This is a genomic window from Fictibacillus phosphorivorans (assembly GCF_007673525.1).
Lineage (GTDB): Bacteria > Bacillota > Bacilli > Bacillales > Fictibacillaceae > Fictibacillus > Fictibacillus phosphorivorans_C.
Map to the genome: position 1 here is coordinate 1 of NZ_VDZU01000002.1, position 23,332 is coordinate 23,332.

At 40.4% G+C, this 23,332-nt stretch carries 25 protein-coding genes; 6 read left to right on the forward strand and 19 right to left on the reverse strand.

The features are described from left to right. Positions 1-239 precede the first annotated feature (239 nt). Positions 240-1,106, reverse strand: coding sequence for a nucleotidyltransferase-like protein (locus tag FS458_RS17580; RefSeq protein ID WP_144703814.1), 867 nt, complete (start codon positions 1,104-1,106; stop codon positions 240-242). Between the two features lie 118 nt (positions 1,107-1,224). Here FS458_RS17580 and FS458_RS17585 point away from each other — a divergent pair, with 118 nt between their 5' ends. Then, the gene (locus FS458_RS17585) at positions 1,225-1,590 is read left to right on the forward strand and encodes a YgzB family protein (protein WP_066286256.1); all 366 of its coding nucleotides are present in this window, start codon (positions 1,225-1,227) and stop codon (positions 1,588-1,590) included. Between the two features lie 34 nt (positions 1,591-1,624). Here the strand turns inward: FS458_RS17585 and perR are convergent, their stop codons facing one another. The 4 genes from perR to FS458_RS17605 all read right to left on the reverse strand — a co-directional run bounded on the left by perR (position 1,625) and on the right by FS458_RS17605 (position 5,060). Then, positions 1,625-2,056 (reverse strand): peroxide-responsive transcriptional repressor PerR, encoded by a 432-nt coding sequence (gene perR, locus FS458_RS17590; RefSeq protein ID WP_137792276.1) that lies wholly within the window; start codon positions 2,054-2,056, stop codon positions 1,625-1,627. Between the two features lie 107 nt (positions 2,057-2,163). Continuing rightward, positions 2,164-2,712, reverse strand: a complete 549-nt coding sequence (locus FS458_RS17595; RefSeq protein ID WP_144703817.1) for a cob(I)yrinic acid a,c-diamide adenosyltransferase — start codon at positions 2,710-2,712, stop codon at positions 2,164-2,166. Position 2,713: 1 nt separating this feature from the next. After that, complete coding sequence (locus FS458_RS17600) at positions 2,714-3,664, reverse strand: D-2-hydroxyacid dehydrogenase (RefSeq protein ID WP_144703820.1); 951 nt, start codon at positions 3,662-3,664, stop codon at positions 2,714-2,716. A gap of 286 nt (positions 3,665-3,950) precedes the next feature. Continuing rightward, complete coding sequence (locus tag FS458_RS17605; RefSeq protein WP_144703823.1) at positions 3,951-5,060, reverse strand: aminopeptidase; 1,110 nt, start codon at positions 5,058-5,060, stop codon at positions 3,951-3,953. A gap of 146 nt (positions 5,061-5,206) precedes the next feature. Between FS458_RS17605 and FS458_RS17610 the strand changes: the two genes are divergently transcribed. After that, positions 5,207-5,386 (forward strand): H-type small acid-soluble spore protein, encoded by a 180-nt coding sequence (locus FS458_RS17610; protein WP_144703827.1) that lies wholly within the window; start codon positions 5,207-5,209, stop codon positions 5,384-5,386. A 48-nt stretch (positions 5,387-5,434) separates the two neighbouring features. Here FS458_RS17610 and bcp read toward each other — a convergent pair whose 3' ends face one another. From bcp to FS458_RS17640, 6 genes are all read right to left on the reverse strand, one after another. After that, entirely contained in the window at positions 5,435-5,905 is a 471-nt protein-coding gene (gene bcp, locus FS458_RS17615) for a thioredoxin-dependent thiol peroxidase (protein WP_144703830.1), read from the reverse strand. A 65-nt stretch (positions 5,906-5,970) separates the two neighbouring features. Beyond that, the gene (locus FS458_RS17620; protein ID WP_144703833.1) at positions 5,971-6,387 is read right to left on the reverse strand and encodes an ion channel; all 417 of its coding nucleotides are present in this window, start codon (positions 6,385-6,387) and stop codon (positions 5,971-5,973) included. A 102-nt stretch (positions 6,388-6,489) separates the two neighbouring features. Continuing rightward, positions 6,490-7,035 carry an NADPH-dependent FMN reductase gene (locus FS458_RS17625; RefSeq protein ID WP_144703836.1) on the reverse strand — a complete coding sequence of 182 codons (546 nt, stop codon included), beginning with the start codon at positions 7,033-7,035 and terminating at the stop codon, positions 6,490-6,492. 193 nt (positions 7,036-7,228) lie between these two features. Next, entirely contained in the window at positions 7,229-8,014 is a 786-nt protein-coding gene (locus FS458_RS17630) for an ABC transporter permease (RefSeq protein WP_144703839.1), read from the reverse strand. A 6-nt stretch (positions 8,015-8,020) separates the two neighbouring features. Further along, positions 8,021-8,812: an ABC transporter permease gene (locus FS458_RS17635; protein WP_144703842.1), complete on the reverse strand. Its 792-nt coding sequence runs from the start codon at positions 8,810-8,812 to the stop codon at positions 8,021-8,023. Then, a complete protein-coding gene (locus tag FS458_RS17640) occupies positions 8,805-9,821 on the reverse strand; it encodes an ABC transporter ATP-binding protein (RefSeq protein WP_144703845.1) in 1,017 nt (338 codons plus the stop codon). The genes FS458_RS17635 and FS458_RS17640 overlap by 8 nt, the downstream gene beginning before the upstream one ends. 420 nt (positions 9,822-10,241) lie before the next feature. Between FS458_RS17640 and FS458_RS17645 the strand changes: the two genes are divergently transcribed. From FS458_RS17645 to FS458_RS17655, 3 genes are all read left to right on the forward strand, one after another. After that, positions 10,242-11,528, forward strand: coding sequence for a glutamate-1-semialdehyde 2,1-aminomutase (locus FS458_RS17645; RefSeq protein ID WP_144703848.1), 1,287 nt, complete (start codon positions 10,242-10,244; stop codon positions 11,526-11,528). A gap of 213 nt (positions 11,529-11,741) precedes the next feature. Then, positions 11,742-12,812 (forward strand): FUSC family protein, encoded by a 1,071-nt coding sequence (locus FS458_RS17650; protein ID WP_144704480.1) that lies wholly within the window; start codon positions 11,742-11,744, stop codon positions 12,810-12,812. Between the two features lie 392 nt (positions 12,813-13,204). Further along, positions 13,205-14,095 carry a nuclease-related domain-containing protein gene (locus tag FS458_RS17655; protein ID WP_186320638.1) on the forward strand — a complete coding sequence of 297 codons (891 nt, stop codon included), beginning with the start codon at positions 13,205-13,207 and terminating at the stop codon, positions 14,093-14,095. Between the two features lie 46 nt (positions 14,096-14,141). Here FS458_RS17655 and FS458_RS17660 read toward each other — a convergent pair whose 3' ends face one another. The 8 genes from FS458_RS17660 to FS458_RS17695 all read right to left on the reverse strand — a co-directional run bounded on the left by FS458_RS17660 (position 14,142) and on the right by FS458_RS17695 (position 22,939). After that, positions 14,142-15,056, reverse strand: a complete 915-nt coding sequence (locus FS458_RS17660) for an ABC transporter permease (protein WP_144703854.1) — start codon at positions 15,054-15,056, stop codon at positions 14,142-14,144. 14 nt (positions 15,057-15,070) lie between these two features. After that, positions 15,071-16,075: an ABC transporter permease gene (locus tag FS458_RS17665; RefSeq protein WP_144703857.1), complete on the reverse strand. Its 1,005-nt coding sequence runs from the start codon at positions 16,073-16,075 to the stop codon at positions 15,071-15,073. Positions 16,076-16,174: 99 nt separating this feature from the next. After that, complete coding sequence (locus tag FS458_RS17670) at positions 16,175-17,776, reverse strand: ABC transporter substrate-binding protein (RefSeq protein ID WP_144703860.1); 1,602 nt, start codon at positions 17,774-17,776, stop codon at positions 16,175-16,177. A 58-nt stretch (positions 17,777-17,834) separates the two neighbouring features. Beyond that, complete coding sequence (locus FS458_RS17675; protein WP_144703863.1) at positions 17,835-18,809, reverse strand: ABC transporter ATP-binding protein; 975 nt, start codon at positions 18,807-18,809, stop codon at positions 17,835-17,837. Beyond that, on the reverse strand, positions 18,784-19,794 hold the full coding sequence (locus FS458_RS17680) for an ABC transporter ATP-binding protein (RefSeq protein ID WP_144703866.1): 1,011 nt from the start codon (positions 19,792-19,794) through the stop codon (positions 18,784-18,786). Before FS458_RS17680 ends, FS458_RS17675 begins: the two co-directional genes overlap by 26 nt. A 202-nt stretch (positions 19,795-19,996) precedes the next feature. After that, positions 19,997-21,739, reverse strand: a complete 1,743-nt coding sequence (locus tag FS458_RS17685; protein ID WP_144703868.1) for an ABC transporter ATP-binding protein — start codon at positions 21,737-21,739, stop codon at positions 19,997-19,999. Positions 21,740-21,844: 105 nt separating this feature from the next. After that, positions 21,845-22,372, reverse strand: coding sequence for a nucleoside tri-diphosphate phosphatase (gene ntdP / locus FS458_RS17690; protein WP_066242704.1), 528 nt, complete (start codon positions 22,370-22,372; stop codon positions 21,845-21,847). Between the two features lie 393 nt (positions 22,373-22,765). Then, entirely contained in the window at positions 22,766-22,939 is a 174-nt protein-coding gene (locus FS458_RS17695) for a gamma-type small acid-soluble spore protein (protein ID WP_082861254.1), read from the reverse strand. 145 nt (positions 22,940-23,084) lie between these two features. Here FS458_RS17695 and FS458_RS17700 point away from each other — a divergent pair, with 145 nt between their 5' ends. Beyond that, positions 23,085-23,309: a hypothetical protein gene (locus FS458_RS17700; protein WP_144703871.1), complete on the forward strand. Its 225-nt coding sequence runs from the start codon at positions 23,085-23,087 to the stop codon at positions 23,307-23,309. The last annotated feature ends 23 nt before the right edge of the window (positions 23,310-23,332 follow it).

Consider the following 23,332-nt stretch of genomic DNA (forward strand, 5'->3'; position numbering starts at 1 on the left):
AAACTGACGGAATTAATTCTTAATTCCTTACCTATTTCTTTTGTTCAGTTTTCAAAGAACTGTGTGTTTCGTGTGTCGCTCGTTTTGGCGACTTTATTAGGATATCATCTTAAAAACAAGATGTCAACCTGTTTTTTTATCGTGTTTCCCGACTGCAACATTGTTTCTGTGTGTCGCAGCGACAAGAAATAATATAGCACGATATAGATAAACAGGTCAACACCTTTTTAGAAAAAAGTTTATTCTTTTATTGAGTAGTAACGATGATACAGATTTTTGCTCTTGGTTTCCCGCTTGATAGCCTTTATATAACCTTTGTCTTTTAAGTGTGTAAGAATCATAGGAAGATCGATCGCATAGTCTTGAACCTCATCATGTTCCATTAATTCATGATATGCCCATTCATCTTTCTCTTTGATAATACCCAACAAATGATGGGCACCTAATTTAGTTTTAGAAGAAAGAGAAAACTCTGATGCTAATAATAGAAGTTCGATTCTTTTATCAATCGTCTCTTCTCCAGTTACGAGCTCTTCATACAACTTAAAGATTTCAGGCTGAATCATCTTCACCTGGTTCCAAACTGTAACTTCTGGATAGTATCCATGTTCAATAACAGATAAACGAGCTAGATGATGAAGAGCATGCATGATGTTGTTGAATGCATCTAAATAATGGCCGGAGTGGAAGAGTTCTTTTCCGTCGTTATAACGGCGGAGTAGTTTTGCAAACTCAAGACCAATCTTATGTGTTCTCTCTTCAGCCGGAAACTCGTGAAGTCGGTCCCTCAATCTCGTTATGTACTCATTTCTATTAAATAGAACTTTCCCGTTCATCACCCAATCAACCGCTCTTTTGTTTGTACCGAGCATCAACCAAGAATTAAGCAATTGTTCAGTCACAATGTGAAGCGCAGCTGAAGTTGTCTCAAACTCATAGTGTTTAATCATCAAAGGCTGATCAGATTCTTTAACTATAATAAGAAGTATTGAATCAAAGTGATCCGTGCCAGGGCTGAATGGTTTATTTTTTTCAACAAAAAGCACTCCTAATGTGTTTTCGTTGCTTGCTCTCTCTTGATACAGCGGGCGTAAAATATCTTCCATGAAGGTCATCTCCCATTTTAACAAAATCCTGTTTGTTACTTTCAACATCAAATAAAGAAATCCTTTTTCTTTTCCTAAGAGTTCATATGTTATACTAATGAACGGAGGAGGGACAGGTATGATAAAGTATACGAGCAAAATCAATAAAATACGTACGTTCGCGTTAAGCCTTGTGTTTATAGGTATTATCATCATGTATGCAGGCCTGTTTTTCAAGACAAGTTTTGTCGTTATGTCTATTTTTATGGTGATTGGGTTTATCGCAACGATCGCCAGTGCTGGTGTTTACTTTTGGATTGGTATGATATCTACTCAGGCTGTGCAGGTTGTCTGTCCAAACTGTGGAAAAGTAACGAAAGTACTAGGTCGTGTAGATGCATGCATGTCATGTAACCAGCCACTTACGATGGATAAGGGTCTTGAGGGCGAAGAATTCGATGAAAAATACAACTCTAAACGCCAAATGCGCAAAGAGAATAGATAAAGCTGACTTACCGTAATGGAAAGTCAGCTTTTTTTTAATGTTTTCTTTTGCAATCCGGGCATACTCCGTAAATTTCCATACGGTGTCGTCCTACATCAAAACCTGTTACAGATTCTGCTAGACTCTCGACCTCATCTAAACCGGGATAATGGAAATCCACTATCTTTCCGCATGAATCACAGATGATATGGTAGTGATCAGTCGTCACACAATCAAATCGGCTTGATGAATCCCCATAAGTCAGTTCTTTTACAAGACCCGCTTCTTTAAATACTCTAAGGTTATTGTAGACTGTTGCTACACTCATATTTGGAAATTTCCCCTCCAGCGCTTTGTAAATCTCATCAGCAGTCGGATGGGACATTGATTGGATAAGATGCTCTAAGATAGCATGACGCTGAGGTGTAATCCGTACACCTACTGATTTTAAGTTGTCGATTGCCGCATTTATCTTAGCGCTTGACATCGTCATGCACCCCATTTCTTTAAGAATTCTTACTTTATAATCGTTATAATTAGTCTACTGCTTATCTACAGGTTTTGTCAATTGAAGTGTATGTATGCAGTACTCAATCATGAATGATCTTCGTGTAGAACTGGTTCATTCACTTTCATTTGTTCATTTACATAACGTGCAGCAACAAATAGAAAATCAGAGAGTCTGTTTAGATAAGACAATACAAGTGGATTCACACCTTCAATTTCTACAGCAATACGTTCTGCTCGCCTCGCGATCGTTCGTGCGGTATGGAGTGCACTAGCAGATGGAGATCCTCCAGGAAGTATGAACTGCTTTAAAGGTTTCAGTCCAACCTGCCATTGATCAATCGTCTCTTCAAGAAATGAGATATCTTCTTCTTTTAATTTCCATGCTACTTCCTTACCCGCTGGAGTCGCTAGCTCAGCTCCAACATGAAACAAAACAGTCTGCACTTTTTGCATTACAGTCGTTGCATTTTCTGCCCATTTTTCCTTAGGAAACAAGCTTACGCCAAATCCAATCATACTATTCGCTTCATCACATGTGCCATACGCGTCTACGCGCACGTCGTTTTTAGAAACCCGTTCACCAAAAATTAAGGATGTTGTTCCTTTATCTCCAGTTTTTGTGTAGATTTTCATATTAATACCCCCGGTCATATGGAATGATATTGATCATATCTTTACGGTTATCATTTCTATATAGAGTTAGATTATCACAAAAGATCTCGATCGCTCTTTCTTGGTACTGAGGTGAAATCCCTGAAAGATGCGGTGTAACCGTTACGTTCTTCATGTCCCATAATGGGCTTTCTTCTGCTAATGGCTCTTTTTCAAACACATCTAGAACTGCGTGGCCAATCCGCTCTTCACGCAGCACACGAATCAGCTCTTTTTCATCTACCGTTTTCCCTCTACCAATATTAATGAACACCGCGTGCTGTTTCATTTCAGAAAAGGCACTCTCTCCGACGAAATGATACGTTTGTGGTGTCGATGGGAGAACATTCACGATAAAATCACTTTCTGCGTACAGAGTGGAGATTCCTTCTTTATCCACGATCACATCACAGTTTTCCGCCGGATTACCACTTCTATTAAATCCGATGGTTTTCATGTTAAAAGCTTTCGCGAGTCTTGCTATCTCGCATCCAATTGCTCCTGTTCCTAGTATACCAAGCGTCTTTCCTGAGATCTCAGTCATCGGCACTTTTCGATCCCACGTGTGCTGTTTTTGATTTTCTAAAAGCAGACTTGCTTTGCGTGAAACTTGCAGCATCATGGAAAGCGTATATTCCGCCATAGGTGTTTTGTGGATACCTCTTGCGTTCGTAATCAAAATATCTTGTTTTTCTAAAGCTTCAAAAGGCATTTTATCAAGACCAGCTGAAATGACCATGATCCATTTTAGTTCTTTTGCTTCAGCAACCAACTCATCAGTCAGGTCTTCTCCATAGGATACTAAGACTTCAGCTTGTTTAAGATACGCCTTAGCTTCTTTCATGTTGTTGTAAAAATGAAATTCTTCATTCGGAAACCGTTTCTTTAGCTCGTCCTTTATCTCATCTCGTAATCGTGCACTTGAAAGAATCATAAGAAACACCTTCTTTTCATGGAATAGAAAAAGCGGGACGTGCTCCCCGCTTTTTAAGTTGTTGCTGTTTTGTTTGGGTTGTTTGAGGTAGGCATTGTGCCTCATGTGGGCGGTTGATTTCCGTTCCAGGATGCTCGCTTTCCGGGGGGCGTGCGGTGAGCCTCTTAGTGCCTTGCACTTTTAAGAGTCTCACCTGTCCCGCTGATCCCCCAGGAGTCTCGCACCTTACACTCCAATCAACTTTCTCAATGAAGTAAAAGCCGCGGTATCCCTCTAATGCAAAATACTACTTAAGGTTCTCTGGATTAAGACCTTGAAGTTCTGGCAGAACGAACAAACCGTCTTTTCTGATTAATACATCATCAAAGTAGATTTCCCCGCCGCCATACTCTGGACGCTGAATCAATACCATATCCCAGTGGATGCCTGATTCGTTTCCGTTGTATGCATCTTGATACGCTCTTCCAGGCGTGAAGTGGATACTTCCGCCAATCTTTTCATCGAATAAGATATCTCCCATTGGATGTTGGATCAAAGGATTTACACCGATCGCAAATTCCCCAACATAACGAGCACCTTCATCTGTATTAAAGATTTCGTTTAATTTTTCGGTGTTGTCTGAAGTGGCTTCAACGATTTTTCCATCTTTGAAAGTAAGTTTTACGTTGTTAAACGTTGTACCGTGATAAGGACAAGGTGTGTTATATGTAATGGTTCCATTCACACTGTCTTTTACTGGTGCCGTAAATACTTCTCCGTCAGGAATGTTATTTTCACCTGCACACATTACAGCAGGAATTCCTTTTATCGAGAACGTTAAATCAGTTCCCGGAGCTGTGATGCGTACTTTATCTGTTTTTTCCATTAAAGCATGAAGTGGTTTTTGTGCTTCAGCCATCGCCTTATAATCCACGTTACACACATCAAGTACAAAATCTGTGAACTTTTCTAAGCTCATTTTAGCCATTTGTGCGAGACCTGTAGTTGGGTAGTTTAATAATACCCATTGACGGTCATTGATGATCATGTTTTGAACAGGCTTATTGATTTCTGCTTTCATCTGGAAGATCTCACTTGGAACTTCCGAGAACTCTGCATCATTGTTTTTACATTGAATCGAGATATACGCATCGATATCTTCAATGCGTGCAAGATCCCATTTCAATTGTGCCTCAGAGTGTTCTCTCGAAGAACCCATCATTAACGCACGTGAAATCTCTTCATCCGCAAGTTGAACGTAAGGAAAAGCTCCTAGTTTATATGTTTCTTGAACGAGCTCTTTTACGAGTGGCTTCCCTGCTAAGAATGAAGTAATAAGTACTTTTTGCCCTTTTTCAACCTTAAGTGAATGAGTCAGCAATGTTTTTGCCAACGTTGTTAAACGTTCATCTCTCATTATGTATAACCCCCGAAATTATCTGTTATAAAATTCACACTATTTCATTTTATCACGCATAAGCCATCATGCCTATTTATTAAGAAGGAAAAGCATAGTCTATCAGTCTCTGTTGCATACTATTTGGCGTGGAGGTGAATGAATTCATGAACGTATCACGTGCTCAACAGATCATTGAGTCGGAAAAAGAGATCATAGTGCTTCATAACGGAACTCCTGTATGGCTTCAATCTGTTGATGAAAACAATCAAACTGCTAGAGCTTACACAAGAGAGCAACCCGATCAAGAGATGGACATTCCTGTTACAGAACTTCAGGAGAGCTAAACCCTTGAATTAAAAGTAAAAAAGCCCCGATTTCTCGAGGGCTTTTTTCTATACTAAGTTTTCTTGGATAAATCGTAATGCTTCTTCTACGTGATCTTTCACTTTCACTTTTCGATATTCTTTCGCGATGTTTCCTTCTCCATCGATAATAAACGTAGAGCGTTCAATCCCCATGTATTCTTTACCGAAATTCTTTTTCAGTTTCCACACATCGTAAAGCTCAGCCACTTTATGCTCCTCATCAGCTAAAAGGATGAACGGCAGACCATGCTTCTCAATAAATTTGTCATGTCGTGCTAATGGATCAGGACTTACGCCTAGAATTACGGTATTTTGTTTCTTAAAGTCTTCGTGACGATCTCTAAAATCACATGCTTGCGTGGTACAGCCTGGCGTCATATCTTTGGGGTAAAAGTAGAGAACTACATTTTTTCCTTTAAAATCTTTTAATGTAACTTCTTCTCCATTACTTGCCGGTAATTTAAAATCTGGCGCTTTGCTTCCTGTTTCTATTGTCATCGCATTGAGACCTCCTTAAAGATTCATCTTCCTTAAGGGTAGCCTATTTCGTTATTTTCCAACAACTATTTTGCTGTTCTGTTATGGTGAACAACAGAAGATAGTACGAAAGCAATCGGGAGCAAGTACCCGATCAATGCTTGAAGAGCGGCTATCCACCTTCCTGCTCCAACAGGTACGATGTCTCCATAACCTACGGACAGAATCGTCGTGCTACTGAAATAGATACATGCTTCTATAAAAGAGAAAAAGTCACTCTGATTCAATTCTAGTTTGATGACGGGATAGCCCATTAAAGAGATAAGGGCATAAATGAGTCCAAATCCTGAGATGATTGTTCCGTACACGATGAACAAAATCAGCAGATGACTTGCTGGCATCAGATGTTCTTTAATTCCAGGATGTTTAAAGAGCATCCATATACTACGGATAATGAGACTAGCCGTTGTTATGATCAAGATTACTAAAACAGCATTTTCCATTCTGTCCACCTCTCTTTATCTTATGAAAAAAAGGGATTGAATAGGACAGCCTTATGATCAAAAAAGACAGTCTGCTTTTTCACAGACTGTCTTTCGGGTTTATTATTTTGCTTGGTTTACTGAAACGACTTCTGTTAATTCTTTTAACTGAATTGTTAATTCACGCACACGCGTTTGTGCCAATTCATCAACGAGTACGTTGCCTTCATCAAAATTAACCGGATCTGCAATAAATTGATCGGGCAGTACTAAGCTATATACACCACGAAGCACAGTGCGAAGGTTGGTCAATGCGTTCATTCCGCCTTTCCCGCCTCCAGCAGCAACAGCAATCGCTGACGGTTTATTCTTAAAATGTTTTCCTCCTAGGAAATCAAGCGCATTTTTTAGCGCTCCGCTTATTCCGCTATGATACTCTGGGCTCGTTACAAAGAACCCATCCGCTTGTTCTGCATATTCAGCAAGCTTTTTTACCGTTTCATTCTGAGCTGTCGTAGCATCTCCTGTAAATAGAGGTAACTTATCGATTCCTACATCAAAATACAACACTTCAACATTCATCTGTTTCAACGTTTCAGCAGCGAACTGCGCAATTCCTCTTGTTCTTGATTCTGCTGTCGGACTTCCTGCGATTACCATGATTTTCATATGTATTTCCTCATTTCTGGATGCATTATTTAGTATGTTCCTATTTTACAAGATTCCAATCGTTATATATAGCATAAGGAATTACGAGATCATAAACAGGTCTTAAGTCCGGGTGAACATTTTAGACGAAAAAAGAAGTGGATTCCTACATACCAGGATCCACTTCTTGAAAGACGTTCAACATCATAAATGACTAGTTACCAGCGCCTCTATACTTTGTTACTCCAACGTTCCATAACGTTACAGCGATTAAGAAAAACACGAGTCCAACAACTGGCGTTAAGAAGGCATACGTATACCACTCTTCACGTTCTAAGAAATAGGAAGATGGATATACACCGACAAACGCGAATGGAAGAATCCACGTTAACACATACTTGATTACTTTGTTGTAAATATCAACAGGATATCTTCCGTAGTTTCCAATGTTGTACATCATAGGCATAATATCTGTTCTGGAATCAGACCAAAAACCAATCGTGGCAAGTGAGATGAATATTCCTGCGTATACGAGCGCACCGCCGATAACCAACAAGGTAAAAATAAACGGATCGTACCAGCTCATCTCTAGACCAAGCTTATCACCTGCATAGAACATCACAACTAATCCTGTCACTACACCGAAAAGTGATTCTAACTCCATCCGTTCAAGCACGATTTGAAAAAGACTATGAACAGGTCTTGTTAAGATACGGTCCATCTCGCCTTTTACAATATATCTGTCTGTAAAATCCCAAATGTTAAAGAATGAAGCAAAGATCGAGAATGGAACTAAGAAGAATCCGTAAATGAAGATCATCTCATCCTTCCTCCATCCTGCCAGTAAATTTGTATGTCCGAAAACAACTAGAATGAAAACGAGATTAACCGCTTGAAACAATAGATCTGAAAAAATTTCCACTACCATATCCGCACGATACGTAAGTCTTGTTTTTAAATATTGTCCGACGTATTGAAAAAAGATTGAAATATACTCCATCTGCTATTAACCCCCTTGAACCACAAGCTGACGCTTCGCTAAAATCCAAAGACCATAAACTGGAATGATCAAGAGCAGCGACCATATTGCCTGATTGAGAAGGGCTTCATAGATTTGTGAGCCTTTGAACCCTTCAGTAAAAATCATACTCGGGATATAGCTGATGCCTTGGAAAGGCAAGTAGCTCATCACGTTCTGAGCCCACATCGGATAGAAGCTGAGCGGTAAGATAAGTCCTGAAAATAAATCGATCACAACACGTTTTGCACGAATCAAGCCATCATTGTTAAATAAGAAGAAAGTGGCAATACCAGCTAATAGATTAATCTGTGTGTTGATAATAAAACTAAACGTAATCGATAGGAAGAATAACAACCATGTACTAGCATTCGTTGAGAGTTCTATAGGAAACACGAGCGCTACGATAATCATGCCAGGAACAGAGAAGAATAAAAGTCTAAAGATCCCCTCACCCAATCCTTGCATCATCTTCATGTTTAAATACGGATAAGGACGAACCATCTCAACAGCCACTTTTCCTTCTTTGATCTCCATCGCAATCTCTCGGTCGATGTTGTTAAAGTAAAAGGCTCGAGCCATCCACGCAACAGCAATATACGTTGTCATCTGTGTGATAGACAGACCTTGAATGTTTTCTTTCCCACCATAAATGGCACTCCACAAAAAGTAATACGCACCAATATTGATGCTGTAAATGAGTATTCCGCTGTAATAGTTCGTTCGGTATGCGAGCATCATTAGAAAACGGATGCGAATCATCTCGATATACTTACCCATGACGAACAGCACCTTCAACATAAATATTTCGGATGATCTCTTCTGTTGAGATCTCGAGAATCTTCAAATCAGCAATCTTTTTAGCCGCAGTAACTTTTCCGATCACACCTGAGATGACAGTTTCTTCGGCTTCAACAGATGCCACCCAAACAAGATCACTTTCGCCTTTTTCCCAAACCACGAGATGTTCTTGCGTAAGATGCTGCAACTCTTCCAACGTCGCTTCTTCACTAAACTGAAACTGAATCTGTTTTCCTTCTGCCCAATTTTCACGAAGCTCTTTTAGTGGTCCATCATAGATGATTTTTCCTTCATCGAGCATAACCACTCGTTCACAAAGCGCTTCTATATCAGAAAGGTCATGCGTTGTTAAAAGAATCGTCGTACCGTACTTCTCATTAATTCTCTTTAAAAACTCACGAATCTTTAGTTTTACTAATACATCAAGTCCGATTGTCGGCTCGTCTAGAAAGAGCAGCGGTGGATTATGAATAAGGGCTGCAGCTAATTCACAGCGCATACGTTGTCCGAGTGAAAGCTTTCGAACAGGCTTATCAAGCAACGGCCCAATATCAAGCGTCTCGATTACGTCTTTCATATGTTCTTCGTACTGCTGATCCGGAACATTGTAGATTTTCTTCAATAATCTAAATGACTCTTGAACCGCTATATCCCACCATAACTGCGACCTTTGTCCAAAGACGACACCGATCGTTTTTACGAACTTCTCCCGCTCTTTATGTGGATTCATGCCGTTGACGACAATCTTTCCGTCAGTAGGTGTGAGTATACCTGTCAGCATTTTGATGGAAGTCGATTTACCAGCACCGTTTTCACCAATATAACCTACCATCTCTCCTTTTTTTATCGTAAAAGAGATATCGTCTACTGCTGTCTTGATCATATAATTTCGTGTAAAAAGATCACGAAACGCCCCCTTCAGACCTGATCGGCTGGAGAAGGATTTAAACTCTTTTTTTAAACCTTGTACATCTATAACGTTCTGCATAAGAATGCCTCCGTAAAATATAGGTATTAGACTCTTTTTATAAGATGCTGCTTGACGTTTGAAGCATCTTTCTTCAATGACAAGTTGATTGGAGCGCAAGGTGCGAGACTCCTGCGGGACAGGCGGGCAGGTGAGACACTTAAGAGTGAAACGTTCAAATGTGGCTCACCGCCTGCCCCGCGGAAAGCAAGCATCCTGGAGCGGAAATCAACTACTTTCAAGAGCAACAATTTTGCCAATTTCATGCAAGAGAAACTCAAGGCACTCGAATAGTTTACTCCAATCCCATTCATAAACTCAAATAGTTGAGACTGCTTTCGACTGTTTTGTCATAGATTCCCACCCCTGTCCCTCACGCGTATTCATGCTACAATATGAATTGAACTTAACAGACGTATCGTTTACAGGAGGTATTTATAGATGAATCACACGAAATCTGAAGCACTCTATGATGAAGCGCTTCTACATATTGTTGGCGGTGTAAACAGTCCGTCCCGTTCTTTTAAAGCAGTTGGTGGTGGTGCACCTGTATTTATGGAACGCGCACAAGGCGCATACTTTTGGGATGAAGACGGTAACCGTTACATCGATTATCTAGCTGCTTATGGTCCTATTATTACCGGACATGCTCATCCTCATATCACTAAGGCGATCGTGAAAGCCGCAGAAAACGGAGTTCTCTATGGAACGCCTACTTCTCTTGAAGTTAAATTTGCGAAGATGTTAAAAGAAGCGATGCCCGCCATGGATAAAGTTCGTTTCGTAAACTCTGGAACAGAAGCGGTTATGACAACAATCCGCGTTGCCCGTGCTTACACAGGACGCGATAAGATCATCAAATTCGCTGGCTGCTATCATGGCCATTCCGATTTAGTTTTAGTCGCGGCTGGCTCTGGTCCATCTACATTAGGTACCCCAGATTCAGCTGGTGTTCCGAAATCTATTGCACAAGAAGTAATCACCGTTCCATTTAATGATGTTGATGCTTATCGTGAGGCGATGGATAAATGGGGTGATCAGATCGCTGCTGTTTTAGTGGAACCGATCGTTGGAAACTTTGGGATCGTTGAACCGAAAGAAGGCTTCTTGCAAGCTATTAACGACATTACTCATGAGCACGGTGCACTTGTAATCTATGATGAAGTGATCACCGCTTTCCGTTTCATGTATGGAGGTGCACAAGATCTTTTAGGTGTAAAACCTGACATGACAGCGCTTGGAAAGATTATCGGTGGCGGTCTGCCGATCGGCGCATATGGCGGTAAACAAGAGATCATGGAAAAAGTAGCACCACTAGGACCTGCGTACCAAGCAGGAACGATGGCAGGAAACCCAGCGTCAATCTCAGCGGGTATTGCTTGTTTAGAAGTTCTTAAACAAGAAGGCGTTTACGAGGAAATGGACCGCTTGGGTGCGATCCTTGAAAAAGGTTTGCTTGAACAAGCTGAGAAATATGGTGTATCCGTAACGATCAACCGCTTGAAAGGTGCTCTAACGCTCTATTTTTCCGATGAAAAAATTGAGAACTATGTACAAGCAGAAGCAACAGATGGTGAGATTTTCGGAAGATACTTTAAACATATGCTTCATGAAGGAATCAATCTCGCTCCATCTAAATACGAAGCGATGTTCTTAACAACTGCACACACCGAAGACGACGTTCGCGCAACGATCGAAGCAGCTGGGAGAGCATTCAGCTCACTATAAGTTTTTATATGTAAATGAAAGAATCCGTCATCGCACGGATTCTTTTTTTGATTTAAGGGAAAACCTGTAATAGAGGGTGTTTGATTTTCATAAGGTTTATAGGTGTGTACTTTTCACAATTTGTTAACAGATATTTACTTGATTAAAAGGACGAAACAGTTTATAGTGTTTGAGATTATTAACATTTTTTATGAGAAAGGAATTATCGCAGTTATGAAACTAGGAGCCCGAATGATTAAAACGGGTTTAGCCATTTCTTTATCGATCTACTTAGCGATGTTGTTTCAATTGGAACAACCAGCCTTTGCCGCGATTGCCGCTACATTTGCGATCCAGCCATCCATCTATAGATCGTATCAAACCATTTTAGAACAAGTTCAAGGTAACGTGGTTGGTGCCCTTTTTGCTATTATTTTTGTTATTTTATTAGGCAACAACCCATTTGTTATCGGATTCGTTGTCGTACTTGTTATCGCAGCGAACTTAAAGATGAAGATCGAGAAAACGATTCCGTTATCCATCGTTACCGTAATCGTAATCATGGAGAGCCATACAGAGAATTTTATCGGTTTTGCGATCGATCGTTTCTTATTGATCATGCTCGGCGTATTATCAGCGTTCTTAGTTAACCTGGTATTCATGCCGCCTAAATACGAAACAAAGCTGTATTATAAAATATCCGATCACACGGACGAAATCATAAAATGGATTCGCATGATTACCCGTCATGCTACAGAACATAGTGCCCTGAAAGAGGATCTGCCACGCTTAAAAGAAAACCGCTTTAAGATGGATCAATATTACTTATTGTATAAAGAAGAACGTACTTATTTTAGAAGCAATAAGTATACGAAAACACGTAAGCTGGTTCTTTACCGCCAGATGATTCAAACAACAAACAAAGCACTTGAACTGTTGAAGAGCCTTCACAGTCATGAAAATGAGTTGAACAACATGCCGGAACCTCTTCAAGAACTGATTCAATTAAAACTGGATGGCTTGACCAACTTCCATGAACAAATGTTGTTGAAGTACACGGACAAAATCCGTGCGCAACATACACTTGATATGGATGAGGCCATCAACAAAAAAGCACTCATGACCTGTATCATGAGCTATTACAAAAACCCAGAGAACGAAGATTGGATTGAGCTGTTCCCCGTCTTCGCCCTGATCATAGATTACGCAGACCAATTGGAGCACTTAAACACTTTGGTGGAAAGCTTTAAGAACTACCACCAGGAAGACAGTGAAGTTCAGTTGGATCAGCGGTTAGAGGATTAATATTGTGTATTGGAAGCCAGCCTTTTTTTTAGGGTTGGTTTTTTTGGTGGGTGTGGTGGTTTTGCGAAGGCGGCGTGCGAATTTTGTCGTAATTTGTAAACTCGCTGTTATATGTTAAAAACTCGCCGTATTATTGAAAAAACTTGCCGTATTACGCTTAATTCTCGCCGTATTATAGTCAATATTTCTAGAATTAATTAGTTTGGACTCCGGTATTAGGTAAAGTTCTTTTTGCGTTACACTTCAGAATGTTGCAAACTGAGATAGAATTAATATGTAATTAATTTAAAGGAGAGATTTTTATAAAAAATGATAGAAAAGCGCCGCCTATAGTTATAAAATTATCCAAATTAATAAGAAGAACACCTCTAAACCATTCAAAAAGAAAAGAATTGCAAGAACAATTGCGAAATCATTCCTCTGGGCACAAGGGTGAACAATCTTTAAACTATTTTTATCGCTACTTACCTAAAAATGACGTCAATTTACTTCACGGAATTCGAATTCTCCATGATAACTACTATTTCCAAATGGATACTCTAGCCATTACTCCCAATTTCTTAACAATTTTAGAAATAAAGAACTTGACGGGACATTTATTTTTTGATGATAAATTTTCACAACTCATCAGAACATATGACGGAAAGAAAGAAGCGTTCTCTAATCCAATCGAACAGGTTAAACGGCAAAGATATCACTTAAATGAAATACTTCTCCAACAAAAATACTCTGCTCCCATACCCATTGAATCTCTTGTAGTCATGACCAATCCAAATGTGATCATTGAAGCTACTCCTACATATAAAGAAGCTTATGAAAAAGTAATTAAAAGCCCCAGCCTACAACAGAAATTCCAAGAGTTCATACAAAAGAACAAGCATACTGTCCTAACACAAAAACAAATAAAAAAACTAATAAAATACCTTTCCAATGTAAGTTCATCTTATGATCCAGATGTTTGTGAACTTTTTGAGATTAATAAAAGAGATTTAATAACCGGCGTTCTATGTCCATCATGTGATCAATCAATTATGACATATGTATGGGGATCCTGGCATTGCCACCCTTGCAATACTTCCTCAAAAATTGCTCATGTTGAAGCTTTACAAGACTACGCATATTTAATTTCTTCTAAAATATCCAATCGTGAGGCTATGAAATACTTACACTTAAGTTCAAGTTATCAAACTAACCATTTATTTCGATCTCTAAACCTTCCTACATCAGGTTCAACAAAATCCCGCAAATATAACCTAACCCCCCTCCTAGAAAAAACCACATAAAAAAGAAGCCTGGCCAAAGCCAAGACTCCTCATTTACAACTAATCTCTAACTCTTCATCCGTGGATCTAGTGCATCACGCAGACCGTCACCCATCAGGTTGAATCCGAGTACCGTGAGCATGATCGCTAAGCCTGGGAACAATACGGTCCATGGCGCTTGAATGATAAAGTCTTTTGAATCTGCGAGCATCTTACCCCACTCTGGAGTTGGTGGCTGTGCACCCATTCCTAAGAACCCGAGAGCAGCTGCTTCGATTATAGCTGCTGCTATCGCAAGTGTTCCTTGAACGATAATAGGAGCTAAGCTGTTCGGCAAGATGTGATGGATTAATATCCTGAAATCACTCATACCTATAGCTCGAGCAGCAGTTATATATTCTTCTTCCTTTACACTTAGTACCCTGGATCGTAATAGCCTTCCGAACGTTGGAATATTAATGATGGCAATCGCGATCAACGCGTTTTTTAATGATGGCCCAAGTACAGATACTACGGCAATGGCAAGTAAGATACTTGGAAATGCGAGCAAAATATCAAAAATGCGGGATATGATACCGTCAATCCATTTTCCATAATAACCAGCTATGATACCCAATAGTGAACCTATGATCACTGATCCTGCTACTGAAAAGAAACCTACCCATAGGGAAATTCTTGCGCCGTAGATGATTCTACTTAAAATATCTCGACCGAATTCATCGGTACCAAACCAGTGTTCAGCAGAAGGTGAAATATGTTTGTCTGCCAAATTTCCGTCTCTGTAATGGTAGGGAGCTACTAGATCAGCAAATATAGCTAGAATTATAAAAAATGAAACGATAGATAGCCCAACAAGAGCGATTTTGTTCTTCTTAAAATTCCTCCATGCTTCTTTCCAAGGAGAAATAACTTTGTCTTCAACTGGAGCTGGCACATGTTGCGGAACTAATGGAGGTGTTGATTTAGCTAGTTGTTCTGACATGCTCTTATTCCTCCTTATTTAAATTTAATTCTCGGATCGATCGCTGCATACAGCAGATCTACGAGAAGATTAATTAATACAAAAATGGTAGCGACCACAAGGATTCCTGATTGGATAACAGGATAATCCCTGAAGGAAATTGCATCATATATATACGTTCCGATTCCAGGCCATCCAAAGATTGTTTCAGTTAAGATTGCTCCTCCTAGTAGAAGTCCCGTTTGCAACCCGATAACCGTAACAACTGGAATCATTGCGTTTTTCAAAGAATGCTTGTACACTACCCAAAACATTTTCATTCCTTTTGCACGAGCAGTACGAATATAATCTGAACGCATGACCTCAAGCATACTGGATCGCGTCATCCTTGCGATGATTGCCATAGGGATTGTACCTAGTGCTACACCTGGCAGAATGAGATGGCGGATTACTTCAGTGAATTGGTCAAACCTACCCTGAATGAGTGTATCAATTAGATATAAGTGGGTAATCGGATCAACCGGAACACGAATATTATCCCGCCCTGTAGTAGGCAATAAGTCTAATTGAATGGAGAACACATACTGTTCCATCAACCCCAGCCAGAAAATAGGCATCGAAACACCGATCAGTGCGAGTACCATGGCTGAATAATCAAACCACGAGTTTTGAAACCATGCAGAAATGATTCCTGCATTCACTCCTACTACGATTGCAATAATCATTGCAATAAAAGCTAATTCCATTGTTGCTGCTAGATACGGCCAAATTTCCTCAGAGATCGGAACATTGGTCTTTAAAGAAACACCTAGATCTCCTGTAATTAATCCTTTAATATAAGCAAAAAATTGCGTGTACCAGGGCTGGTCCAAGCCAAGCCTTCTTGTTAATCCTTCAATGGCTTCTTGTGTCGCCTGTTGCCCTAAAATTAACTGTGCTGGGTTCCCCGGTATAGCACGAATCATCATGAAAACAATAAATGTCATCCCTAATAGTACTGGGACTAGTGTTGCTAACCGTCTGATCGTATAGGCAAACATCTGGTCACCTCTTTCTGTAAAGATTGCGAGTTAACTTATTTTCTCATGGTGCAAAAAAAAGGGGAGCAGGATGATCTGCTCCATACTCCCCGCCATACTTTATTCGAAAGATGTGTCTCCAAAAGATTGTGAACCTGTAGGATGAGGAACAAATCCTTTAATCTTGCTAGCACCTGCTAATTGCGGTTTAGAGTGAACAAGCGGTACCCAAGGAGCATCTTCATGAATGATCTCTTGTGCTTTTTTGTAAAGTTCAGCACGCGTATCTTCATCTGGAGTAGATTGCGCTTCTAGTAATAGCTTATGAACTTCTTCATTCGTGTAACGAGAATAGTTATTAGATCCAATGTTGTCTTTATCAAGTAATGTGTAAAGGAAGTTATCTGCATCTCCGTTATCACCAGTCCAACCTAGCATGAATACCGGTGCTTCACCATTACGTGTCTTTTCAAGGTACGCACCCCACTCAAACGTTACAATGTTAGCTTCGATTCCAACTTTTGCAAGGTTCGCTTGGATTGCTTCAGCAACTTTTTGTCCATTTGGCATGTATGGACGTGCTACAGGCATTGCCCAAAGGTCCATCTTGAAGCCATCAGGTACACCTGCTTTTGCTAAAAGTTCTTTAGCTTTAGCTTCGTCGTACTCACGGTCTTGAATGCTATCGTTATAACCATTGATTGAAGGAGGCATTGGGTTTTTAGCCGGCTCTGCAGTTCCTTCGAAGAAGTTGTCGATAATCGCTTGCTTATCGATCAAGTGGCTGATCGCCTGACGAACTTCTTTCTTGTCGAATGGAGCTTTTTCAACGTTAAATCCTAGGTAACCAACATTCATAGAAGGACGCTCAAACAATTGAAGTTTGCCGTTATCTTGAACTTTTTTCATATCAGATGGGTTCAAACCATCCATGAGATCGATCTCGCCTTTTGTTAACGCATTTAAACGAGAAGAGTTATCTTTGATTACTTTAAATGTTACTCCATCAAGTTTTGGAAGATCTTTTACCCAATAGTCAGCGTTCTTCTCAAGAACGATCGTATCGTTTGGCTTCCAGCTCTTAAATTTGAAAGGACCTGTTCCAACTGGCTCTTTGCTTAGCTTGTCGCCATCTAATGACTTAGGACTTGCGATAGCAAACGGGCTCATTGCAATGTTCTTTAAGAACGGTGCTTGAGGGCGCTTAAGCTTAAACACTACTTTATATTCGCCATCAGCTTTTATGCTTTCAATTACGTGACCTTCGTCACCTTCAAAGCCACCAAACATAGATTTGTAGTAATAGAACTTCTCTTCGTCTTTACTCTTAGCCCAACGCTCAAAGTTCTTGATAACCGCATCAGCGTTGAACTTCTCGCCATCATGGAATTTTACACCTTCTTCAAGCTCAAACGTATACGTCAAGCCATCTTCAGAAACTTCCCATTTCTTAGCAAGACCTTCAACGATATCTGTATTATCTTTTCCATAGTTTACAAGCGGCTCATAGATTTGCTCTGTTACGATGAAAGACTCACCGTCAGTAACAACAGCTGGATCAAGTGCAACAGAATCTCCGCCACGACCGTAGATCATGACATTGTTCGGATCGACTTTATCGTCGTCTCCACCTTTGCTGCTATCCCCGCCTGATGAACACCCTGCCAACGCTAGAGATAAAGCAAGCATTAAAGCAAATAAAGTTAATAAACTTTTCTTCATCTTCTTTCCCCCAGTTCTCATTTTAGTTGTGCCTTTGTTTATATGTACGTGTCTGCCGTTATTCGTAAAGATGGCAGGCAGCGTAGTGGCCTTCAGCAACTTCTTTTAAAACAGGCTTTACGGTTCCGCAATGATCCATCGCTGCAGGGCAACGTGTGTGAAATGGACAACCAGCTGGAGGATTTGAAGGACTCGGTACATCTCCTTGCAGGATGACACGGTCTTTCCGGTGCTCCACATCTGGAATCGGAACGGCTGATAAAAGAGCTTGTGTATATGGATGTTTCGGATCATCATAAAGCTTTTCACTTTCAGCAAGCTCTACGATATGACCCAAATACATAACTCCCACTCGGTCACTGATATGGCGGACTACACCAAGATCATGCGCGATAAACAAATACGTAAGGTCGAACTCTTTTTGAAGATCTTGTAAAAGGTTCAGTACTTGAGATTGGATGGAAACATCCAGTGCAGATACTGGCTCGTCCGCGATAATGAGTTTCGGATTCACGGCAAGTGCACGTGCGATTCCGATACGCTGTCTTTGTCCTCCTGAAAATTGATGAGGATATCGCTTCGCGTGCCAGCTTGAGAGTCCTACAACTTCAAGCAGTTCTTTTACTCGTCTTTTTCGTTCCGCTTTATCTTTTACACCATGAACGATTAATGGCTCTTCTAAAATTTTCTCAACCGTATGACGCGGGTTAAGGGAAGCAAAGGGATCTTGAAACACCATCTGCATCTCTCGGCGTTTCTTTCTCATCTCGCTCGAGGATAATTTTGTTATATCCTCACCTTCAAAGTAAATCTTTCCTTCAGTAGGTTCTAAAAGTCTAAGGAGCATGCGTCCCGTCGTGGACTTACCACATCCGCTCTCTCCTACGAGGCCGAGGGTCTCTCCTTTTTTTATGTGAAAAGAGATTCCGTCTACTGCCTTTACTTCGCCAACGGTCTTGCTCAGTATTCCGCCTTTAATCGGAAAGTGCATCTTTAAATTTTCAACTTTAACTAATGGCTGTGTCTGACTCATGCAGATTCACTCCTTTCCCGTCCTCGTAAAGCCAGCATCTGACTTGATGACTGCCTTCTTGAGTTTTAAGATGAGGAGTTTCGGATATACACCTTGTTCCTGCATGCTCACAACGCGGTGCGAACGAACAACCTGTGGTGATCGAACCAGGTTTTGGTACGTTTCCTGGAATAGAATATAGACGGCCGACCTTCTCCCTCATGTCTGGTACGGATCTGATCAACCCTACCGTATAAGGGTGTTTCGGATTTTGGAAGATGGTTTTCACTTCACCTTCTTCGACCACTTTTCCAGCGTACATAACAACGACTCGCTCACACATCTCTGCCACGACACCTAGATCATGTGTGATCATCATGATGGCGGTGTCTGTTTCTTTGTTTAATCGTTTCATCAAGTCTAAGATTTGGGCTTGAATCGTAACATCCAAAGCAGTAGTAGGCTCGTCCGCTATCAGAAGTTTAGGGTCACAGATCATAGCCATGGCGATCATGACACGCTGACGCATACCTCCTGATAATTGATGAGGATATTCTTTTACAAGTTCCTCTGCTCGTGGAAGTCCCACCAGCTTAAGCATCTCAATGGCTTTACCCATCGCTTCTTTTTTGGACCATTTTCTATGTATGCGCAGTGATTCAATAAGCTGCTCACCGATTGTAATAACCGGGTTCAAGCTTGTCATCGGCTCCTGAAAGATCATCCCGATTTCATTGCCTCTAATTTGCCGCATCCTTCTTTCTGGTGCTGAAGCAAGATTTTCACCTTTAAAGAGAATCTCTCCTTCAATTTTCCCAGGTGGTGTAGGTACAAGTCCCATTACGGATAGTGATGTCACACTTTTACCGCAGCCCGATTCTCCTACGATCCCTAGCACTTCACCAGGATTAACGTGGAAATCAACACCGTCCACAGCAGGGATTGCGCCATCGTCTGTAAGGAAAGAAGTTCTTAAGTTCTTCACTTCTAGAACTGGATTTCCCATGAGATCTCACTCCTTTCTCTAAGCTGCCAAATTTCCTAGAATATTACTTCTCTGTTGAGAATTATGACACTACTCTGACAATTTGACAATATTTAATTTTCAGAATAATCGACAAATATGTCTTATGTTGTAGTTCTTTCGTATGATATCTATCTACATTTAAACGAAAAAAGACCAGCATCTCTGCCGGTCTCGGACGATCTTAATTTAATTGTTGAACCATGAAAAGGTCGTAATAAGCACCTTGTTTTTCCATCAATTTCTTATGATTACCAATTTCTACGATTCTGCCATGATCGATCACGATGATTCGATCTGCATGAGTTATGGTGGAAAGTCGGTGAGCCACAATGAACGTTGTTCGATCTTTTGCAAGTTTTTCTAAAGCTTCTTGTATCAAATGTTCACTCTCAAGGTCCAGTGCGGAAGTTGCTTCATCTAAAATAAGAAGCGGTGGATTCTTTAAAAAGACACGCGATATAGCCACACGCTGCTTCTGACCACCAGATAGCTTCACTCCACGTTCACCGATCTTCGTGTCATAACCTTCAGGTAAGTTCATTATAAATTCATGTGCATTAGCTGCTTTTGCAGCCGCAATCATCTCTTCATCAGTAGCCTCTGGATTACCCATAAGAATATTCGCTCGAACGGATTCACTAAAAAGAATATTATCTTGAAGAACCATACCGATGTTGTCTCTTAGAGAGCGCACTTTAAAATCACGGATATCTGTTCCGTCCAGCTTGATACTTCCTTCTGAAACGTCGTAAAAGCGCGGGATCAAGCTGATCAACGAAGATTTACCGCCTCCGCTCATCCCCACTAGAGCAATCGTTTCACCTGCTGCCACCGATAAGGAAACATTATGTAGTACGTCAGCTTCTTCCTCGTTATAAGTGAACGATACATTCTCGAAATCAAGCTTCCCTTTTACGGATTCTAAGGGCTTGGCATGTGGAGAATCTTCAATATCATAGGACTCATCTAAAAACTCAAACATCCGGTCCATAGACGCGATCGATTGTGTCAGTGTTGTAGATGAATTCACTAGTCGTCTCAGTGGGTTATATAGTCTATCCATATACGCAACAAATGCAACTAGCGCACCGATCGTAATGTTTCCTTGAATACCTTGATACGCAGCAAATCCAATGACAAGAAGCGGTGCAATATCTGTTACGGTATTTACGACCGAGAATGTTTTCGCGTTCCATTTTGTATGATCCATTGCACGGTCTAAGAAGTTGCGGTTTCGTTTATCAAACTGTACCTGCTCATGATCTTCGAGTGCAAAACTTCGAATCACTGACATACCTTGAACACGTTCATGCAGGTGGCCTTGTACTTCAGCTAGAGCTTGTGAACGATCTTTCGTTAGTTGACGAAGTCTGGCATAAAAGAATTTTACCGAGAAACCGTAGACCGGCAGCATGGATAGGGCAACGACAGTCAGCCAGAAATCCATAGAGAACATGATGGCAGCGGCAATAATAATCGTGGCCATATCTAGCCATACATTCATTAGACCAGTAATGACAAACGTTTTTGTTTGCTCAACATCATGGATGACTCTCGAAATTACTTCACCCGATTTGTTGTTCGAATAAAAACGGAGGCTCAAGCGCTGTATATGGTCAAACATCTTATCACGAATGTCATATAAAACCTTTGTTCCTACCCATTGGGCATAATACTGCCTCCAATACTCGATCGGCGGACGAAGCACTACAAATATGAGTGCAGCCCCACCCATGAGCCAATAAAGTTTGTTTAATTTTTCATCTACCGGCAATGAGACTTGAATGATGTCATCTACAACATATTTTAAAATTAGAGGCGTTAATAACGGAATACCAAACTTAGCTAAACCGATTACGATCGTCCAGAAAATTTGCCACTTGTACGGCTTTACGAATATCAAATAACGTTTAATACTATCCATTTAATTTCACCATTCTTTCCTTCATAAAAAGAAAACTTGGCAAGCGCCAAGTTAACCAAAGATAAAAAAAGGATAACCTGTTGACTCTTCAACAGGTTTTCCTTTTTATCGGAATTCTAAATATCTTTCATACCATTGTTCCACAAATCCAGGTTCGAACGGTCCCTTTTTTTGTGTGACCATCAAGATTAGTTCTTGAAGGTTCTTCTTTATGATCGTATCAAGCTGACTCGGATACCTCATCATTCTTTTGTGCAGCTCATATTCATCTTCATCCAATAAGATATAAGTTCCGTCTGGAAATACTTTTATATCAAGATCATAATCAATATACTTCAGTGCTTCTTTGTCCCACATGAATGGTGAGCCTAGGTTGCAGTAGTAATAAATCCCGTCTTCTCGTATCATTCCGATCACGTTAAACCATTGCTTCGCGTTAAAATAGCAAATGGCCGGTTCCCTAGTGCGCCATTGACGTCCGTCAGATTCAGTAACAAGAATCCGGTCGTTGCCGCAAATCACCTGACTAGGAGTCCCTTTCAAAATAACCGTATCTTCCCAATTTCTATGAAGATAACCGTTATGCTTATAGCTTTGAATATTGATTATACTTCCGGTTGCAGGAAAACTCATCTCTCTCTCCTTTCTGCCCGAGTTCCGGAAGCTAATGTTACCTATTGAATTGTTAATTCTCCTTCCTCTTTAACCAATTGTCGGTAATTCACCAGCTCCATTAATAAACCTCGTTCTTCATTTTTTTCAATGTTTTGATTCCCGATCATTACTTTCTTTCATTACACACGCTTTTTTTCTCTTCTTTATTATATCGTTTTAAGAATAGTTTGGAAATGTACTTGTCCCTGTTTTTTTCATAAAAGCGCCTTTTTTCAAATAATTCCACTCGTCACTAGTATTCCCATCGGTCTTGTTTAGAAAACGTATGTACTTCATGTGAATGTTAGATAAAAAAATGAAGACAAACCAAAAAATGCTCCCTAGTGATTAGGGAGCATTCCTGGATAGAGGTTATTTTTGTTGTTGGTTTTTACCTTGTTGAGACTGTTGGTTTTGTTGGCGAACTTCTTGAGCGTTAGTTTCGCTAGCAAATTCAGTCCCGTAAGATTGACCAGCTTGTTGTTGTTGAGCGTTTTGTTGCTTTTGACGAGCTTGTTGTTGTTGTTGTTTTTGTTGTTTGTCCATGTTTTTCACCTCCACGAAATATAATTTACCCGGGGTCATGCTTTTTTATAAGCACTTTTTTTATTAGATATTTCCAGTATTAAAACATTGGGATATAGGGGATAAATGAAACCATAACGAATTCTTGATAAAGGAGGTACGACTCATGTATGTAGGACGAGATATGACCGAATTGAGTATGACGAGTAAGACCGATTGGAAAGATGCAGAACTGGCTTATTTTCACCACTCCTTGCAGCAGGTAGCTCCTTATTTAAACGAAGAGGGCACAAGCCTGCACCGCGAGATCATTAAAGAGATCGAAGCAAGAGGCGGTATGAAACGGGATGAAGCCGATTGGACGCATGGGACTGAGGTTAAGTACGATTGATTTCCTGATTGACTGGGAATCGC

Bases quoted from the DNA above. Each gene is read 5' to 3' on its own strand.
- FS458_RS17580 (WP_144703814.1), bottom strand. From the start codon at position 1,106: ATGGAAGATATTTTACGCCCGCTGTATCAAGAGAGAGCAAGCAACGAA.
- FS458_RS17585 (WP_066286256.1), top strand. From the start codon at position 1,225: ATGATAAAGTATACGAGCAAAATCAATAAAATACGTACGTTCGCGTTA.
- perR (WP_137792276.1), bottom strand. From the start codon at position 2,056: ATGTCAAGCGCTAAGATAAATGCGGCAATCGACAACTTAAAATCAGTA.
- FS458_RS17595 (WP_144703817.1), bottom strand. From the start codon at position 2,712: ATGAAAATCTACACAAAAACTGGAGATAAAGGAACAACATCCTTAATT.
- FS458_RS17600 (WP_144703820.1), bottom strand. From the start codon at position 3,664: ATGATTCTTTCAAGTGCACGATTACGAGATGAGATAAAGGACGAGCTA.
- FS458_RS17605 (WP_144703823.1), bottom strand. From the start codon at position 5,060: ATGAGAGATGAACGTTTAACAACGTTGGCAAAAACATTGCTGACTCAT.
- FS458_RS17610 (WP_144703827.1), top strand. From the start codon at position 5,207: ATGAACGTATCACGTGCTCAACAGATCATTGAGTCGGAAAAAGAGATC.
- bcp (WP_144703830.1), bottom strand. From the start codon at position 5,905: ATGACAATAGAAACAGGAAGCAAAGCGCCAGATTTTAAATTACCGGCA.
- FS458_RS17620 (WP_144703833.1), bottom strand. From the start codon at position 6,387: ATGGAAAATGCTGTTTTAGTAATCTTGATCATAACAACGGCTAGTCTC.
- FS458_RS17625 (WP_144703836.1), bottom strand. From the start codon at position 7,035: ATGAAAATCATGGTAATCGCAGGAAGTCCGACAGCAGAATCAAGAACA.
- FS458_RS17630 (WP_144703839.1), bottom strand. From the start codon at position 8,014: ATGGAGTATATTTCAATCTTTTTTCAATACGTCGGACAATATTTAAAA.
- FS458_RS17635 (WP_144703842.1), bottom strand. From the start codon at position 8,812: ATGGGTAAGTATATCGAGATGATTCGCATCCGTTTTCTAATGATGCTC.
- FS458_RS17640 (WP_144703845.1), bottom strand. From the start codon at position 9,821: ATGCAGAACGTTATAGATGTACAAGGTTTAAAAAAAGAGTTTAAATCC.
- FS458_RS17645 (WP_144703848.1), top strand. From the start codon at position 10,242: ATGAATCACACGAAATCTGAAGCACTCTATGATGAAGCGCTTCTACAT.
- FS458_RS17650 (WP_144704480.1), top strand. From the start codon at position 11,742: ATGAAACTAGGAGCCCGAATGATTAAAACGGGTTTAGCCATTTCTTTA.
- FS458_RS17660 (WP_144703854.1), bottom strand. From the start codon at position 15,056: ATGTCAGAACAACTAGCTAAATCAACACCTCCATTAGTTCCGCAACAT.
- FS458_RS17665 (WP_144703857.1), bottom strand. From the start codon at position 16,075: ATGTTTGCCTATACGATCAGACGGTTAGCAACACTAGTCCCAGTACTA.
- FS458_RS17670 (WP_144703860.1), bottom strand. From the start codon at position 17,776: ATGAAGAAAAGTTTATTAACTTTATTTGCTTTAATGCTTGCTTTATCT.
- FS458_RS17675 (WP_144703863.1), bottom strand. From the start codon at position 18,809: ATGAGTCAGACACAGCCATTAGTTAAAGTTGAAAATTTAAAGATGCAC.
- FS458_RS17680 (WP_144703866.1), bottom strand. From the start codon at position 19,794: ATGGGAAATCCAGTTCTAGAAGTGAAGAACTTAAGAACTTCTTTCCTT.
- FS458_RS17685 (WP_144703868.1), bottom strand. From the start codon at position 21,739: ATGGATAGTATTAAACGTTATTTGATATTCGTAAAGCCGTACAAGTGG.
- ntdP (WP_066242704.1), bottom strand. From the start codon at position 22,372: ATGAGTTTTCCTGCAACCGGAAGTATAATCAATATTCAAAGCTATAAG.
- FS458_RS17695 (WP_082861254.1), bottom strand. From the start codon at position 22,939: ATGGACAAACAACAAAAACAACAACAACAACAAGCTCGTCAAAAGCAA.
- FS458_RS17700 (WP_144703871.1), top strand. From the start codon at position 23,085: ATGTATGTAGGACGAGATATGACCGAATTGAGTATGACGAGTAAGACC.